This window comes from Ammoniphilus sp. YIM 78166, from assembly GCF_004522215.1.
In the GTDB taxonomy this organism is placed as follows: domain Bacteria; phylum Bacillota; class Bacilli; order Aneurinibacillales; family RAOX-1; genus YIM-78166.
The window spans coordinates 329903-346153 of sequence record NZ_SDLR01000005.1 but is presented as its reverse complement, the minus strand read 5'-3'; the positions used below and the strand labels follow the sequence as shown (position 1 = coordinate 346153).

Below are 16251 nucleotides of genomic sequence, written 5' to 3'. Positions count from 1 at the left end.
AGGAGGAAAAAGCGATGGACCGCAAAAAAGAGCTTAAACTGCAATACAGGGAAACAGAGACAGAAGCAGGGGTTTATCAGATAAAAAATACAAGGAATCAAAAGATCCTGATCGACAGCACAACCAATTTTAAAACGATGAATGGGAAGCTTCTGCAATTGAGACTAGGTAGTCATCTGAATCGATCACTTCAAGAGGAATGGAAGCAATTTGGAGAAGAAGCCTTTGTCTTTGAAGTGCTTGAGGTGTTAAAAAAGAAAGAGGAAGGCTACTTTGATGCCAAGGATGAGCTCAAAAAGCTGGAGCAAAAATGGTTAGATGAGCTTCAGCCTTATGGGGAACGGGGATATAATCGATGACTTTGGTGTAACTTCTTTATCACAACAGGCGTCTAATATTACGTGATAACGGAATATTGGATCCGGAGGGAATTCTATGCAAATCAAACCCAAATACATAGTAGCTGGATTGCTTGCCAGTTCTCTATTGTTTGCAGGAACTGGGTATACTAAAGCTTTGACCGAAAAAATTACGGCTCGTTTCGCCAATATCCAGCTTATTGTCAATGAGCAAGTCATTCAAACGAAAGCGGAGCCCTTCATTTATAATGGAAATGTGTATGCACCGGTAGCGACTGTTGCCAATATGCTTGGCATTAAGCAAGAATGGGACAATAGTGTTCCCGCCGTACGCTTTTCGACATCTCCTTTAAAACGCGATGAAAACCCGAATTGGGTTGGATATAGCTCAATGGGCGAAGGGATTTACCTGATTTCCATGAAGGAGTGGCCAGGGGAGTACACGCTAGATGATAAGGGGAAAAGAATAAAGATCCCACATACGGCGGAAACAGCCATCACTCATGTTACCCCCTTCTTAAATCTTACGGGACAAAGTTACCCCGAGGAATTTCTTGTAGTAGAAAGTGAAAAAAATGCTCCTCATTCGGTTTATTTTACGGTTTATCAATATCACGAAGGACAAGTAAGAAAAATATACAGCACGAAGCTCGAAGCTTCGAGTACTGAAAGCAACATTCATTTCACTCATGAGGGTGGACATATCGTTTATTTCCACGAATTCGAACATGACCATTTGGTTGATACGCAAGCCTATCGGTGGGATATGAATAAAAGAACTTATCAAAAAGTGAAAAAAATGATTAATGAATAAACCATTTGGGCCACATTTTTACAGATAATCTTCCCCAGAACATATGTTAAGATAAAGTGAGAGTGAAACAATATAAAGAGAAGGTGTAAGAGTGGGGAAGAGAATCGCGATTTATTTAGGTGGATTGGGCATTACATCACTAGGTATGGCCTTGATAATCCTGCCCATGGTCGGAGCTGGACCGTGGGATGCGGTTGCTGTTGGATTGACGAACCATTTTGGCTTTACCGTTGGCATGTGGTCCATTGTGGCTCAGACCATGGTGGTTTTGTTTACAGGGTGGATTGAGAGAAAGCGGCCTTCATTCGGCTCGTTTGTTACGATTGTGATTCGGAGTTGGATGTTAGATGCTTGGATATACCTTGTTTTAAAAGATGTTGATTTTACCTCTTCATGGGAAATGCAATGGATTAGCTTATTCATGGGTGTGACTTTAGCGGGAGTGGGCATGGGAATTTATTTAGAGGCTCGATTCCCTAGGGCGCCTATTGATGGGCTCATGATAGCGTTGCATAACCGATTTGGCTGGACGCTCACGGTTTCACGTACGGTGATTGAATTCTGTGCAGCCTTCTTAGGCTTTTTCCTCGGAGGTCCGATCGGTTTTGGAACGATTGTGGTTGTTTTCTTATTAGGAAAAGTGATTCAGGTTTCCAATCAGCAGACAAAAAAGGTGATGAGCAGGCGGAGAGTGCTTGTTCCCAAGCCATAGACAGGGGGAGGTCAATCACAATAGTGATTGGCCTCTCTTTTTTGCTACTAACATTCGCCACACGGGGACAGGAATGTTAAAATAGAGGATACTACTTATGGTTTAGAAGGTGGACATATGACATCAAACCGAAAACTGTTAGGCCATGTGCGAGTCGAAGGAGGAAAACTCCTGATGATTGATCCCGTTCATTTGGATCAATGGGAGTCTGGGGAATTTGATGAAGACGCATCAACTTATCCGACGTATGGTTACGATGAAGCGAGCCAACTGGCTTTGGCTGGAAAGGAACACGGGACGATTTTCCGTAACTTCGCTGTTCTCACACGTGCTCCCCAAGGGGAAATTCCCGTATACGGCCTATTTGATGAGCAAGGGAAGCTGCTTAGGATCGAGATGGAATTGGTAAAAGAATAATCCAAACAAAACCCAACAGGTAAACGCTGTTGGGTTTTCTCGTTCATATTCAGTTCATAATCGCGATTTATAGTATCCCTAAGAAGAAATTGAGAAATTTTAACAAAATTTCTCCGCGCTTCGTCAAGAACCTGTCCCTACGTTGCAAGGGGCAGTGAAACCGATTCACGATCCGGCTAAGCCAACCGTAACGGTTGTGTTGGGAAGTGAGGTTACGGAAGGGTTGGACTTCACGATACCTTACGAGATTTTCTCGCGGACGGGTGCCTTTAATGTGTATGCTGTGGCTGAGGATACCCAGGTCAAATCCCTAACGAGAGGATTAGATGTTATCCTGCACTATTCTTTTCGGGAAATGGATGAATTACTTTATGACATGCAGTTTGAAGGCAACCCGTTTCCGCTTGAAACCTACCTTCACCTCTTGTTGACTGGTTTATTGGCTGGGTTGGCCGCTTACTATACGGATTGGCGATTATTCAGGAGGGTAAGAACAGAGGAGTTTGACTCTGCGGCTCGAATACAAGGAGGAGAGGTTTGAGAAAAGAGGGGAAACCATGAATCATAACTATCAAACACCTTTGTTACTCAATCGAATGATCAGTTGGGAGCGAGAGTTTGCTAGTCAAGTGAAGTATTTAGAGAACCCAACAGGACTTTTCTTAGGGATTGATTTTCAGGAGAAGCAAGGTTACTTTTGCACACCGGTGGATTCTTTTCCGTTTGCTCGTACAGGAATGGATGGAATACATTACGCGTTATTAACCGATTTTGGCTTTGTCCAAACCTTGGATGAAGCGCCTGTGATACGTATATCACCAATGGATAGAGAGAAAATACGGCTGGTTGCACGGAATCTTTCCGAGTTCTTCTCCTTGCATTTCTTCGATGAGCTGCTGTTGCTAAATGAATTTACGAGCGAAGAGGACTACCTTAAGTGTAAGCGCAAGGAGGAAGAAAAAGATTTACAGTCAGAGTGGTTTGATTATGCACGCTGGAAACGGGAGAAAGCGTTGGTCATGAACGAAGTTCGAGACCAGTTTAAGCTTTCGCCGATTGTAAACGCGTTTCAATACATCCAGGAGATACGATCCGAACGGCAGGCAGGGGTTACGGTAACGACCGAAGATTCTCTAGGTGTACGGTCAATTCTTGCTGGAAAAGAATCGCTGCTTGCTTCTATACGTGATTTACAAGCTTCGGCTTGTTCTGATCGAAGCCTAGTTGAACGCCATGCACATGAACTTATTCGACTGGGACTGGTCCATGAGGCGGAGTCTTTGCTTATTCGTTTGTTGGGCTGATTCGGAAGTATACCCCGCTACCTATTTCGATCAACTTGCATTTCAGGTTGCCGCTAAAGTGGTTTTAGTTGCCGGTAAGAGGGCCTGAGTCGCTGATAACTGAAGAAAGTCGCCGGTAGACCAGGTATTCTCGCCGGCAACCCTTTGTAATTTCAGCCTTTTCATTTCGTCTTATTGTTAGGGGGTGTCTTATGAAAAACTGGCTGATTGTCATTTTTTTAACTTTATCTTTAATAGGATGTAATTCAACTCAAGTAAACCCCGATACGGAAGAATTTAGAGAACCTGAACCGACTGAGTGGGTCCAATACATGAAGCCGGTTCGTGAATATTTATACTATAGAACCCAGGCGGTCGTAAAAGGGGATATTGAGATCCTGTGGACCAGGTACCCGGATTTGAAGAACAATGTAGACCCAAAGACTGGTGTAAATAATGAAATATATGAAGTTGATTCCCTGCGAGCAAGTTTTAACTTGATTGACGCTAATTTTCACCCGGAAAGTTATGAACGAATGAAAATCCAAACAGTAAACGATAGGGAAGTCATTGTTTTGATTCACGGTGGTATTGGATATTTGAGAGAGGATCTTGATGAATCGGGAGGCGGGATATTAATTAAATTGTACATAGAGCATAAAGATAATCAATGGATTGTGGTTAAAACAGACGAGTATCTTATCCATGAATTCAAGGAATGGATAAAGAATAGTGAAGAATAGTAAAGGAGGGATCTGGTCGAGCACATTTAATCGACACTTGTAGCAGGAAAATATGATTTGCGAAGTGAAATTTATGGAGTAATTGCAACGGACACGTCGCTCCATGCCAAATACTGAAGAAAGGTGGTAAACAAACATGTCTAGATTACCACTGGTGCCGATTGAAGGTAGCCCGTTTCAGCAAGCCTTTGAAAATACACCGAAGCTCAGGTCAGCTTTTCTTTTAATGGATGAAGCATTAAAAGAGATTCTTGATCCTGTATTGATGGAACGGATCCGCCTGCGCAGCGCGGCGAACAACCATTGTGAATATTGACAAGGGGTTCAGTATATTGCTCTGGAAGAGCAATGGAGTGAGAGAGAACAAGTGGCTCTTGAATTGACAGACCACATTATGGCTTACCATGGACAACTGCCAGAAGAATTGTATCAAAGAGTAAAGAAGCACTTCACCGATCAAGAGATTATCGCTTTGTTTTGGCAGATCGGCAGCAAAAACGCAGCCAATTGGTTCTTGATAGCCATGCAAATAGAGCAGAATAAGAATTAAGTGTAGGTTCCCTTATTTCAGTTATTAGACAGATTAACATTGCGGATTTTATCCAGCGGTTGGATGCCTTAGGTGGTGCGGTTCTTTTTATCGGGGGATTTTTTAAAATGACCATCTTTTTCAACGCGGCAGTATCTGCTGTGCATTCCCTATTTAAAAACAAACGTCGGCATCTTTCGATTGTGTTGTTGTGGGTTGCCTCGATCGTTTTTGTAAACCTCTTTTTTGAAAACTATACTTTTTATCAAGAAGTAGGAATTGAGGTTAATCAATATTTACTGTATCCTTTCCAACTCCTGATCCCCGGATTCCTGCTTCTCCTCATTATCATTAAGAAGAAGGGTCAAAAATCCACTAAGAAAGAGGAGGGGCGACCATGATAGATCTCCAATAATTATTAAGTGCCCGTGTGATTCCCACCACTCTGCTTCTCGGCGGGGCTTTAGCCAGTCTTCTTTTAATTGGGGTTACGATATTTACCTTCCTACGATCTTTTTTAAAGAGTAAATGAAGTGTATCGGCGGGCAAGCCGTCAAGCGGGAAAAGAAGTGGTATAATCATCCATACAGATTATTATAGTTTGTGGCAAGAAAGGAATGAATGAATGAATATGAATCACGGCTACACGGCAAGGAAAGAAATTCAGGTATTATATTCGGACACCGACATGATGGGGGTCATTTATCATGGCAATTACGTGAAATGGCTGGAACTGGGAAGAACCCAGTTAATTGAAGATGTTGGTTACGATTATTTAGATATGGAACGAGCGGGTTATTATGCCCCTGTTTACAATTTGGAGATTACCTACAAGAAATCTATACGGTATGGGGAGCGTGCCTTCGTCCAAGCTTGGGTCGAAGAAAATCAAGGATTGCGAACCGTTTATGGATTTCAGATTGTGAACGGGGACGAAGAAGTATGTGCAGAGGGTTCCACCACTCACATCTTGGTGAAGAAAGACGGAGATCAATTCAAGCCTGTTAGCTTCAAGAAGGCTTTCCCGGAATGGTTTCAGAAGTATGAAGAGATTAAGAAGCAATCACGGTAGTAGGATCCTATAAAGGTCCCACCATGGCAACGGGCACCGTAACCGCCCTTCATTATATGATCTAATGAGTAGAGAGGGGAAACCCTCTCTATTGTTTTGGTCCGGCGAAAACAAACAAAGTCCTAGGATCACGTCATAGTGATTTCTAGGAATTCTCTACTCATCTTTAAAATATTTTGTCCCGCTGTACCGACGCAATCGGTTGGGCATTATCTTGCTCAGTGGCTTGAAGGGATTCGATGGTTTCTGCCTGATGATTCAGCTTCTCTTGCAATCGGGTATTTTTAAATTGTTGTTGCTGATTTGGTTGTTTACGACCTGGCATTGATATCCTCCTTTCATGAAATGCACGTCCTTCTATAATATAAACGCTGGGAAAGCTTTTATGTAAGATTCGGCTTCCTCATCAAGTAGAGGTCCTTTTATATTCTAAGACTAAAATACTGGCTAGCAGCCAAATACCTCCTCCTATCAGGCCGGCAATAACATCACTGGCATAATGAACGCGGCTTAAGACGCAGCTTAATCCAATTCCTCCCACTAAAAGGATACCAATCAGGAGCACATGCCAGGTGGATTTTCCCTTTTCCTTCAGGTTTAAGTAAAGAAGATAGCATAGTGTTCCGTAAAATGCCAACCCTACCATCGAATGGCCGCTGGGAAAACTGTAGCCATCTGCTTTAACCAGATGTTCGAGACCCGGACGTTCTCGTTTTAATAACATTTTCATCATCCAACTTAAAAGAAAACTCCCAGCCAGTGAACCGGCTAGAACACCTGCAGCCCATCTATCCTTTTGTTTCAGTAAGAGGTAGCCGACTGCAAGAAGCGCGATAGGGATCTCAACATAGGCAGTTCCGATATAATAGAAAACGACCGCAAGTTTTTCAAGGATGGAGTTAGAAGCGTCCTTAAACCAACCTGCGGCCCATTTATCGAAAGCATTGATTTCCTTATCCAAAAGGTCTTCGGTTACTAGGACTAATAAGAAAATTAAAATTAAGAGGGCCATCCATATCCATAATTTTTGTTTTTTTTCACCCAAACAATCATCGCTCCCGTTTTCTATTTTTGTCTTCTTTGTTTGTCACGCTTCTCTCTATTTTTACCTCCCGAAGTGGATTGTAGATGCTTCTTAAAAGTATGTGGTATTATATTGTATGAATTTATCTTCAAGCTAATTAAACGGTAAAAGAAAAGGAGGTGAATAGAGTCATGAACGGTCTAGGTCATACGGTTATGGGTGCTAGCTTTGGTGCTTTCGCCAGCGTCATGACTACAGGTGCAATTGACCTCCAAATGATTGCTATTTCAACTATTTCAGCTTCTTTCGCTGATTTTGATACTGGAAGTAAGGTTAGAAATAAACTGTCCGGGAATCCATTACGAACCAAGATAGCCCTAATTGCTACTGGTTTGGCTAGTACGGTTTATCACTTTTTGCACTCCTATAGTTTGACTTCTTTCAGTGTGTTAGCAAGTATGACTATTGTAATAGTTGGTTTATTTATGAATCATAGGCAAGCTAAGAAAACGTTTATCCATGTTATTGCTAGTGTGATCGGTTTTACTGGGCTTTATTACCATCAATACTGGGTAACCGGCTTAGCGATTTTTATTGCCCTTGCTCCACATGCCGCTCATCGAACGTGGACTCATAGTATTTGGGCCCTGATTGCGATGTATTTTATCTTCGACGGTGCACAAGAGGCTGGGGTAAAGGGAGCGTTAATTGGAGGTATGGCTGGTTACGTTTCTCATATTGTCGCTGATATGTTTACTGTTAATGGTGTGAAGCTATTTTATCCTCTGATCGATAAAAATTTTGGATTTAAGATTATGCATTCCAACCAACTATGGTTACAGTGGGGGATCATTGGTGCTACCATCGTAGCTTTTCTCGGGATTCTATTCATAACCGGAAAATTGGATGCGATTCTAAACCATCCTGTTATTAGAGTGTAAGCAAGGGAGTAAAATTAGACTCTCCCTATTTATCCCTAGCCGCTCTTGTTTGCGGTAAAAATAGGTAGGAAGGACCAACGAATGAAACCTCAATTGACCCTTGGGATCATTAAATCTTTGTGCGGCCAGGTTTCTTTTAAGACGGGAGAGGCATACTACCGGGCTAAAAAAGTGACGTTGACGAAATATGACCCGATTTCTTTCCTATACAATGGGAGGGTACAGGGTAACAGCCTCTTTGATGTACACGTGAAAATGGATCATAACGGGCATGTAGAGGCGGATTGCACCTGTCCTACGCTGGATTCTTATGATAAACACTGCCAACATGTCGCGGCGGTCTTGTTGTCGATCTATGAGCGTCAGCAGGATGGTTGCTTGGGCCCTGCCCCCCATAAGGAGTCGGCTGGAGATCATCAACTTACTGATCGGATGTTGGATTTATTCAGCGAGAGCCTGGCTCCTCAACGCTATTTCCGCCATATTAACGATACGAGACAAAAACTGGATGTAGAGTTTACATGCAGACCCGTAATTTACGCGGATAGGAAGTACTTATTCGGCATTGAGATCAAGGTGGGGCCCAAAAGGCTCTATACCGTAAAGAACATCGGAGATTTTCTCGACCACATCGAGAAAAGAGAGAGCCTGGTATTCTCCAAAAACTTTCAGTATGTTCCTACGCTGCACTGTTTTGAAAAAGAAAACGATGCCGTTATACAGCTGCTAATACAAATCAACGAACAGGAAAAGTTGTTTCGTGAAAGGCCTCAAGCGCAACGGATGCTCATCGTTCCGCCATCCTTCGGGGACTCCCTTCTTCCTTTGCTTGCCAGAGTGCCTAAGGTGCAGGTGAATCATGAGGGGCGGTCGTGGGATGGATTCCAAGTGGTGGAGGAGCCCCTGCCGCTTGTCTTTACATTTGACCAGCTAGAGAACGAAGGCTGTCAATTAAAGGTTGAAGGTTTGAAGAGAATGACAGTGATGGAGGCCTATGGGCTAGTCCTTGTTGATGGGAAACTGGTGAAGCTGCCGACCGATTTAGGCAGGCGACTATCTGAGCTTAAGTTCATGCTCGAAACGTCGGAGTACCCCCACATCCCGATTGCTTCGGAGCAGATCGACCTTTTTATGGAGAAAGTGATTCCAAGTTTGAGGAAGGTTGGTACAATCCAGATCACACCGGCTGTTTCCCATCGGATGGTGCAAACCCCGCTCAAGGCTAAGCTTTATTTAGACCGGGTAAAGGATCGGTTGTTGGCAGGATTAGAGTTTCAATACGGGGACATCGTGATCAATCCACTGGAATCTCGAGATCAGAAAGAGAGCAGAAGCCGTATTCTGGTGCGGGATGGGGAGCAGGAGCAACAAATTTTAGAGTGGATGGAGCGGAGCGCCTTTACCCAGACAGAGGCGGGCTATATCATGCATGACGAAGAAGGGGAATACGACTTTTTGTACCATATCGTTCCTCAGCTGGAGAAGTGGGTCACGGTTTACGCTACCACGGCCGTCAAGATCAGACTCGTGACGGGACACCTGGCCCCAAAGGTCACGGTGAATCTTGCCCCAAATCGTCCCAATTGGCTGGAATTTCACTTTGATATACAGGGGATTGCGGAATCGGACATTCAGCAGTTGTTAATGTGCCTTGAGGAAAAGCGCAAATACTTCCGGTTGACCAACGGTGCGTTATTGCCGTTAGAGAGCCAAGCGTTTGAGGAAATCCGATCCTTCATTGACGAGATGGGAATTCACCATAGGGAGATCAAGGGGACGAAGGCCCTGCTTCCCATCGTCCGCGGCGTTCATTTAATGGAGGCAAACAAACCAGGACAGGCCGTTCAATTCGGGAGATCCTTCCGTCAGCTGTTGGAAAACCTGAGACATCCAGATCATCGGGACTTCCCAGTGCCCCACAGTTTGGAACCCATCCTACGGGAGTATCAGAAGTATGGCTTCCAATGGATGAAAACGCTGGCTCACTATCAGTTCGGAGGGGTTCTGGCTGACGATATGGGGTTGGGGAAAACATTGCAAAGCATCGCTTTTCTCCTCTCCGAGCTTCCCGATATCCGCAAGCAGAAGCGTCCGGCGATCATCGTTTCTCCTGCCTCCCTTGTATACAATTGGCAAAGTGAACTTAAGAAATTTGCACCAGAGATTCGCTCCGTTGTCGTTGACGGGAATGGCGCCGAGCGCATGCGCATCGTTAGGGCGAAATCTCAGGTCGATGTGATGATTACCTCTTACCCGTTGTTGCGCCGGGATATTGAGGCCTATAGCCAGTCATTTTATCACACACTCATCTTAGATGAGGCCCAGGTCTTCAAGAATCACCACACGCAAACGGCGAAAGCGGTCAAGGAATTGAATGCCCAGTATCGATTTGCTCTCTCCGGAACGCCAATCGAGAACCGACTCGAAGAACTTTGGTCTATTTTTGATGTGGTGTTCCCAGCTTTATTTGCCGGAAGAAAGGCGTTCCATGGGTTATCCCGAGAGCGCGTGGCCAAGAGAGTCCGTCCCTTTTTGCTGCGTCGGGTCAAAAGCGACGTGCTTCAGGAGCTGCCAGAAAAAATGGAGTCGCTTCAGGTCACTGAGCTTCTTGCGGAGCAGAAAAAGCTGTATGTGGCTTATTTAGCTCAACTACAACAGGAAACCGTGAAGCACCTGGCGAAGGATTTTCAAAAAAACCGGATCAAAATCCTGGCCGGCTTGACCCGACTCCGCCAGCTCTGTTGCCATCCCGCTCTGTTTGTCGATGGCTACACCGGCAGCTCGGCTAAATTCGAGCAACTGATGGAGATTTTAGCGGAATGTCAAAGTGCCGGCAAGAGAGTTCTCGTCTTTTCCCAGTTTACAGCGATGCTGAGTTTAATTAGTCAAGAATTGGGGAATCAAGGCGTACCGTTTTTCTATCTGGATGGGAAAACCCCTACTGCTGAACGGATGGAACAGTGCAACCGATTTAATCTTGGTGAGCGAGACGTATTCTTGATTTCATTAAAGGCAGGAGGTACAGGGCTAAACCTGACAGGAGCAGATACCGTTATTCTCTACGATCTTTGGTGGAACCCCGCTGTGGAACAGCAAGCCGCCGACCGGGCCCATCGCATCGGGCAAAAGAAGGTGGTACACGTGATTCGCCTGGTCAGTCAAGGGACTGTAGAAGACAAGATGTACGAGCTCCAACAGAAAAAAAAGAACTTGATTGAAGAAGTGATCCAAGAGGGGCATCAGGAGCTTGCTGCCTTGAGCGAGCAGGACATTCGAGAGATTTTGATGATATGAGGTTGGTTGGCCGGTCGTGACACACAATCCCTTATTTCCCCCAAAATAGACACTTTTTCGAGCTAACGGAAATACAATCCTCTATTTGGCAGAAAAATATCAAAAAGGAGCCTCATTTCATATCAGAGGATCTCATGTCCGTAGGCGTCGCATGTCGATCGAGAAATGTAAAATGGAGGCTCATCAGCCTTTTTGCAGAAAAAATGGATCTTGGTTTTTAAGGTTTCTTTAAGGTTTATAGTTTATAATAGCTTTATGTCTAGGAGGTGCAGGATGAAGGTTGTTTTTAATAAATGGTTGTTAAGTTTTTTCGCACTATGTGGGATTATTGTCGGTATCGTTTTTGTTCAGGATTCTGTCATGAGTAAGGAAGCGTCCATTGCCATGGGATCGAGCAAAGTGGCCGCGTATGTCAATGGGGAGTCCATACAGAAAGAACAGCTTTTTAATGAATTGTACAAGCAGGACGGAGAAAGAGTACTAGAGGGATTAATTAGCCAAAAGTTAGTAGAACAAGAGGCCAAGAAATCCAATATCCAAGCAACAGAAGAAGAAGTCAATCAAGAATTGGATAAAATTAAAAGCGAATTAGGCGAGAACTACAACAATGCACTCACAGCAAGTCAAATTACGGAACAGGAACTTAAGGATAATATTGCGCTTAATGTCGTACAGAAAAAAATGTTTGCTGATAAGGTTACTGTTTCTGAAGAAGAAATCAATCAACAACTAGCTCAGTTTCCAAGTGAGATGCAAGAGAGTCAGAAAGAAATGGTCAAAGAGTACCTCCTCAATGGAAAGATACAGGAAGAAGCACAAAAATGGTTGGCAGAAGCACGTTCAAAAGCAAATATCCAAATCTATATGCAAAATTAATCAGGTACCTACCAAACCCGTCACTCAGTTGAGTGACGGGTTTTTTGGTGTGGATGTATTTGAGTTTCAACCCTTTGTTGACAATTTAGCGTTCGGTAACCGAAGCGGATTTGTTTGCTGCCAGGCGTTCGCTACTTGAAGTAATAAGGGTTCTGTATGATGGTCACCAATGAATTGCATGCCCATTGGGAGCCCTTTGCCGTTCAGTCCCATCGGCACGGAGAGACTAGGCATTCCGGTTGCATTGGCAGGAGAAGTAAACGGCATGCAGCGTTTCGTCACGTTTAGATTCAGCTTGACTCCGTCTTTTTCAAAAGAAGGAGGGGAAATCGGAACGGTAGGTCCAGCCAGCACATCGACTTCTGTGAATGCTTTTTTAAGGGCATGGAGGAGTACACGACGTACTTGCTGGGCCCTAAGGTATTGAGGGGCAGACGTCAAGACACCAGACTTAAAAAAGATTCGTACATCCGGGGCATACTCCCGCGAGCGAGTTTGCAGCCAACGATAGTGGTAAGCTGATGCTTCTCCGGTGGTAATGACATATCCCGTATAGGCGGACATCGATAATGCTGGGATGTGGAGCTCTCTTACTTGTGCTCCCAGCTGTTGCAACGTTTGAATCGCGTGTGAGAAGCCTTTCTCGACATCGGGATCTAAGCCTTCTAGGTAGAAGGTAGGGATTCCAATTTTCAGGCCGTTAATGCCTTTATTTAGAAGTTGGGTATAGTCCGGAAGAGGGGCGTGGATGCTTGCAGGGTCCTCGGGATCATAGCCTGCTATGTAGTTGAGCATCAAAGCCAGATCGGGCACCGAACGGGCCATGGGTCCGGCATGATCTAGGGACCAGGCAAGAGGAGTTACTCCCTTAGTGCTAACTAAACCGTAGGTGGGCTTTAAGCCATAGACGCCACACATTGATGCAGGTACTCGAATAGATCCGAATGTATCGAGGGGCCTGAGCCTGGTTTATGGTATACAGGAGGTGCTGTAGATAGGGAAGATCTGCTTCATAGACCGGTATCCCCTGTGCAGCTAAGCCTTGCTCTATCCAACGGGCGTCAAGCATATCGAATCACTCCTCTATATAGGCTACTATCACACTATGAAGTAACGGGAGGAAGGTGCTTATTTATGGAAAATGTAAATGGATTATGATAAGGTAATCCCATCAATCTACTCTATTAAATAGAAACGGTGAGCGTGTGGAAAAAGCGATCATATTAAAAGTGAACAGTGAAGAAGTGAAAAGGATAGGGCAATCAGACGCTAGACTGGGTCAGCTAATCTCATTCATTGGCGATCTGACCATCCCTTTACGGGACAATCGTTTCGAAGCCCTCGTAAAGTCTATTATTGGGCAGCAGCTTTCTGTCAAAGCAGCAGAAACGATCTATACGAGAGTCGAAGCCCTCTGCAAGAGAGTAACGCCTGAATCGATTATTTTAATGGAAGAAACGGAATTGAGGGCCGCTGGACTGTCTAAACCGAAAATTTCTTATGTCAAGGATCTAGCGGAGAAAGTGATGTCGAAGGAAGTGGACTTGTATCACTTGGACCAATTCGGCAATGATACCATCATTCGATTAATGACCCCGATTAAAGGCGTAGGAAAATGGACAGCAGAAATGTTCTTACTCTTTACCTTGGGGCGTATGGACGTTCTGTCGCTTGGAGATGTGGGACTTCAGCGTTCAGCGAAATGGCTATATAACCTTGATAAACAGGAAGACGGCAAGAAGTGTCTAGAGAAGAAGGCATCGCTTTGGTTTCCTTACTATACGGTTGCTTCGTTGTACCTATGGGAGGCGGTCAATAAGGGTTATGTAGATTCGTTTGAATCGCTGGAGGAGATTTCAATGGATGGAACCTCTGTCATTAATTAAAACTTCTTTGGCAAAAAATAAAGAAGCAGAGACGGGTTATGAAAAAGCATAAGGCCAATGGAGGGAAGTCATGAATAGGTCACTTTTATTTGGAGCCTTAGTTCCGCATCCTCCCTTGCTGATACCGGATATTGGTAGGGATGAGCTGGAGCTGATTGCCCAGACCCATGATGCTATGAGAACTATAGCAGCGGAGGTGGCATCCGCAGATCCGGAATTGCTCGTCATTATCTCCCCTCATGGGCCAATGTTTGAGGATGCCGTCACGGTGATGGGAGGTCCATCCTTAAAGGGAAACCTCCAAGCATTTGAATCCCTTGTAGCTATGGAGTTTCCTGCAGACGATCCTCTCGCTATGGCGGTAGTGGAAGAGGCTCAGGCTAGCGGCAGTCCAGTTTTTTTCATGGAGGACGATCTGAAGGATGAGTTTGACGTAGAGATGGAATTAGATTATGGAGCCTTAGTCCCTCTCTATTTCGCCCGAGAAGCGGGTTACGGGGGATCAGTGCTTCATATTTCACCTGGTTTTCTCGATGTAGAGTCCTTATACCGCGTCGGCATCCAAATTGGGAAGTCGCTGAGGGAAAGGGGGATTAGAGCAGTGGTTATCGCAAGCGGGGACAACTCGCATGCCCTTAGCCACGATGCCCCCGAGGGCTTCCGGGAGGAAGGACCAAGGTTCGATTCCATCGTTTCCGCCTGCATAGAGCGTAAATATTGGCTTGAGTTGCTAACCCTCGACCAGGAATTCCGGGAAAAGGCTGCTGAGGATACGATTCCATCGATGGCGCTGATGCTGGGAATGTTTGATGAGATCGAACTCACAGGAAGTGTCATTTCCTATGAGGGGATTACGGGAGTGGGGTATACGGTCGCCAAGATGTCTCCTGGCATAAGAACTGAATCGCTGCTTCCGCAGATCGTCTTCGTTCATCAAAAGAAGATGGAGGCTATCCGTAGCCAGGAATCCTTGCCCGTTCGCCTCGCCCGTTCGGCGTTGGAAACCTATGTGCGGGAACAGAGGGTGGAGGATTCACCAAACCCTCTCGCTCCCATGTTGGCTAAGCCTGCGGGCTGTTTTATTTCAATCAAGCGTCACGGGCAGTTAAGGGGATGCATCGGGACCGTTGACCCCGTTATGGATCATTTGGCTGATGAGATTATTCGTAATGCCATTGAAGCCGGTATGGAAGATGACCGTTTTTTTCCGGTAGAGGAAGAGGAGCTCGACCAGCTGGTCTATTCCGTAGATGTTCTTGGGGAAGAGGAGCATGTTCATGATCTAACACAACTCAATCCGAAAGTATATGGTTTGATTGTGATCCAAGGGGAAAAGAACGCATTGCTTCTTCCTGACCTGGATGGGGTAGAAACCGTAGAAGAACAGATTATGCTTACGAAAGAAAAGGCGGGTATTGGTGCGGATGAAGAAGTAGAATATTACCGATTTAAGGTCGATCGGTACCAATAGGCCAGCTTGGCACGCCGAGGACAAACTTATGAAAGATGACCCGGTATTGAATGCTGATACCGGGTAACTAATCCCTTTTTTGGATGAGTGTCGTGGACCGTTTTTCACATTTAGAGTGCCACTTGGAACGAGACCAAGAGAAGACGGTGGAGATCCGTTCTTTATTATTCCAAACCAGAAATAGGATCCGTGTGACCCCTACAGAAAGAAGGGCCACGATGGCGAATATACCGTATTGTAGAAGTGCCAGCTGGGATGGATTCCAAACGACAACGCAAAACCAAGAGATGAAGAAGCATAAACCGATATCCTCTCGATTTTGTTGAATGAAAATTTTCACCTTTTTTCCGGAAATCCATGAAAAGACTATGATTGTAAATACTGCCATACGTAGACCCTTGATCAGCCAAATGCCCAGTCGACTCCTCATCTATCGTATACCCGCCTCTTCATCCTTTTTTGTTAGTATGTGAAAAATGAAGAGTTTCTACCGGATGCTTCGGCGTGGATTCTAGCTGGGGATCATTCTATGTGAGGATCCCGCATGATTTTGTAAGCATCCTTTATAGCTTCAGATGATCGTACGCTTTTTATATGAAAATCCCCGGCATTAAAGTTGGTGCTTGATCACAGGGTGATCCGGGATACCTGATCGTTTCCCGAGAAAAAGTAAAGAAAATGACTCCATCTTAATTGTATCCATTACGGGATCGGGAGCAACTCATCGAGTATCGTGACCAAACCTCCGAGATTAGCTGGAATGGTTACAGGTACGTGAACAAACGATACCAACTTGTGAGCAAACGCTACTTTTCCGTGAGCAAATCAAA

Annotated in this window: 21 protein-coding genes; 16 read left to right on the top strand and 5 right to left on the bottom strand. The window is 44.8% G+C overall.

Translation table 11 applies throughout. The features are described 5' to 3' along the window. Positions 1-14 precede the first annotated feature (14 nt). The 11 genes from EIZ58_RS22845 (at position 15) to EIZ58_RS22800 (ending at position 5929) form a co-directional block, all read left to right on the top strand. Positions 15-359, top strand: coding sequence for a GIY-YIG nuclease family protein (locus tag EIZ58_RS22845; protein ID WP_134703223.1), 345 nt, complete (start codon positions 15-17; stop codon positions 357-359). Positions 360-435: 76 nt separating this feature from the next. Beyond that, the gene (locus EIZ58_RS22840) at positions 436-1173 is read left to right on the top strand and encodes a stalk domain-containing protein (RefSeq protein ID WP_134703222.1); all 738 of its coding nucleotides are present in this window, start codon (positions 436-438) and stop codon (positions 1171-1173) included. A 91-nt stretch (positions 1174-1264) separates the two neighbouring features. After that, positions 1265-1885: a YczE/YyaS/YitT family protein gene (locus EIZ58_RS22835; protein ID WP_134703221.1), complete on the top strand. Its 621-nt coding sequence runs from the start codon at positions 1265-1267 to the stop codon at positions 1883-1885. 117 nt (positions 1886-2002) lie between these two features. Then, complete coding sequence (locus EIZ58_RS22830) at positions 2003-2302, top strand: hypothetical protein (RefSeq protein ID WP_134703220.1); 300 nt, start codon at positions 2003-2005, stop codon at positions 2300-2302. 154 nt (positions 2303-2456) lie between these two features. Continuing rightward, the gene (locus EIZ58_RS22825) at positions 2457-2843 is read left to right on the top strand and encodes a type 1 glutamine amidotransferase family protein (RefSeq protein WP_134703219.1); all 387 of its coding nucleotides are present in this window, start codon (positions 2457-2459) and stop codon (positions 2841-2843) included. Positions 2844-2859: 16 nt separating this feature from the next. Further along, the gene (locus EIZ58_RS22820; RefSeq protein WP_134703218.1) at positions 2860-3606 is read left to right on the top strand and encodes a hypothetical protein; all 747 of its coding nucleotides are present in this window, start codon (positions 2860-2862) and stop codon (positions 3604-3606) included. Between the two features lie 191 nt (positions 3607-3797). Continuing rightward, entirely contained in the window at positions 3798-4328 is a 531-nt protein-coding gene (locus EIZ58_RS22815; protein ID WP_134703217.1) for a hypothetical protein, read from the top strand. Positions 4329-4464: 136 nt separating this feature from the next. After that, complete coding sequence (locus tag EIZ58_RS22810; RefSeq protein ID WP_134703216.1) at positions 4465-4644, top strand: hypothetical protein; 180 nt, start codon at positions 4465-4467, stop codon at positions 4642-4644. Between the two features lie 63 nt (positions 4645-4707). Beyond that, positions 4708-4878 carry a carboxymuconolactone decarboxylase family protein gene (locus tag EIZ58_RS33745; RefSeq protein ID WP_167577900.1) on the top strand — a complete coding sequence of 57 codons (171 nt, stop codon included), beginning with the start codon at positions 4708-4710 and terminating at the stop codon, positions 4876-4878. Between the two features lie 14 nt (positions 4879-4892). Beyond that, a complete protein-coding gene (locus EIZ58_RS22805; RefSeq protein ID WP_134703215.1) occupies positions 4893-5258 on the top strand; it encodes a GerAB/ArcD/ProY family transporter in 366 nt (121 codons plus the stop codon). 230 nt (positions 5259-5488) lie between these two features. Continuing rightward, positions 5489-5929, top strand: a complete 441-nt coding sequence (locus tag EIZ58_RS22800) for an acyl-CoA thioesterase (protein ID WP_134703635.1) — start codon at positions 5489-5491, stop codon at positions 5927-5929. Positions 5930-6095: 166 nt separating this feature from the next. Here EIZ58_RS22800 and EIZ58_RS33740 read toward each other — a convergent pair whose 3' ends face one another. Together EIZ58_RS33740 and EIZ58_RS22795 are read right to left on the bottom strand one after the other, a co-directional pair. Further along, positions 6096-6254: a hypothetical protein gene (locus tag EIZ58_RS33740; protein WP_167577899.1), complete on the bottom strand. Its 159-nt coding sequence runs from the start codon at positions 6252-6254 to the stop codon at positions 6096-6098. An 81-nt stretch (positions 6255-6335) separates the two neighbouring features. Continuing rightward, entirely contained in the window at positions 6336-6974 is a 639-nt protein-coding gene (locus tag EIZ58_RS22795) for a phosphatase PAP2 family protein (RefSeq protein ID WP_134703214.1), read from the bottom strand. Positions 6975-7144: 170 nt separating this feature from the next. Between EIZ58_RS22795 and EIZ58_RS22790 the strand changes: the two genes are divergently transcribed. From EIZ58_RS22790 to EIZ58_RS22780, 3 genes are all read left to right on the top strand, one after another. Then, on the top strand, positions 7145-7894 hold the full coding sequence (locus EIZ58_RS22790) for a metal-dependent hydrolase (protein ID WP_134703213.1): 750 nt from the start codon (positions 7145-7147) through the stop codon (positions 7892-7894). 81 nt (positions 7895-7975) lie between these two features. Beyond that, on the top strand, positions 7976-11188 hold the full coding sequence (locus tag EIZ58_RS22785; protein ID WP_134703212.1) for a DEAD/DEAH box helicase: 3213 nt from the start codon (positions 7976-7978) through the stop codon (positions 11186-11188). A gap of 273 nt (positions 11189-11461) precedes the next feature. Then, entirely contained in the window at positions 11462-12064 is a 603-nt protein-coding gene (locus EIZ58_RS22780; RefSeq protein WP_167577898.1) for a SurA N-terminal domain-containing protein, read from the top strand. Positions 12065-12130: 66 nt separating this feature from the next. On the opposite strand, the gene EIZ58_RS22775 is transcribed toward EIZ58_RS22780, so the two are convergent. Next, the gene (locus tag EIZ58_RS22775; RefSeq protein ID WP_134703210.1) at positions 12131-12982 is read right to left on the bottom strand and encodes an amidase; all 852 of its coding nucleotides are present in this window, start codon (positions 12980-12982) and stop codon (positions 12131-12133) included. Continuing rightward, entirely contained in the window at positions 12939-13133 is a 195-nt protein-coding gene (locus EIZ58_RS22770; protein WP_134703209.1) for a hypothetical protein, read from the bottom strand. Before EIZ58_RS22770 ends, EIZ58_RS22775 begins: the two co-directional genes overlap by 44 nt. A gap of 136 nt (positions 13134-13269) precedes the next feature. On the opposite strand from EIZ58_RS22770, the gene EIZ58_RS22765 reads away from it, so the two are divergent. Both EIZ58_RS22765 and amrA read left to right on the top strand, forming a co-directional pair. Then, positions 13270-13950, top strand: coding sequence for a DNA-3-methyladenine glycosylase family protein (locus tag EIZ58_RS22765; protein ID WP_240689332.1), 681 nt, complete (start codon positions 13270-13272; stop codon positions 13948-13950). Positions 13951-14020: 70 nt separating this feature from the next. Further along, complete coding sequence (gene amrA / locus EIZ58_RS22760) at positions 14021-15421, top strand: AmmeMemoRadiSam system protein A (protein WP_134703208.1); 1401 nt, start codon at positions 14021-14023, stop codon at positions 15419-15421. A gap of 67 nt (positions 15422-15488) precedes the next feature. Here amrA and EIZ58_RS22755 read toward each other — a convergent pair whose 3' ends face one another. Then, positions 15489-15809 (bottom strand): hypothetical protein, encoded by a 321-nt coding sequence (locus EIZ58_RS22755; protein WP_167577897.1) that lies wholly within the window; start codon positions 15807-15809, stop codon positions 15489-15491. Positions 15810-16251 lie beyond the last annotated feature (442 nt).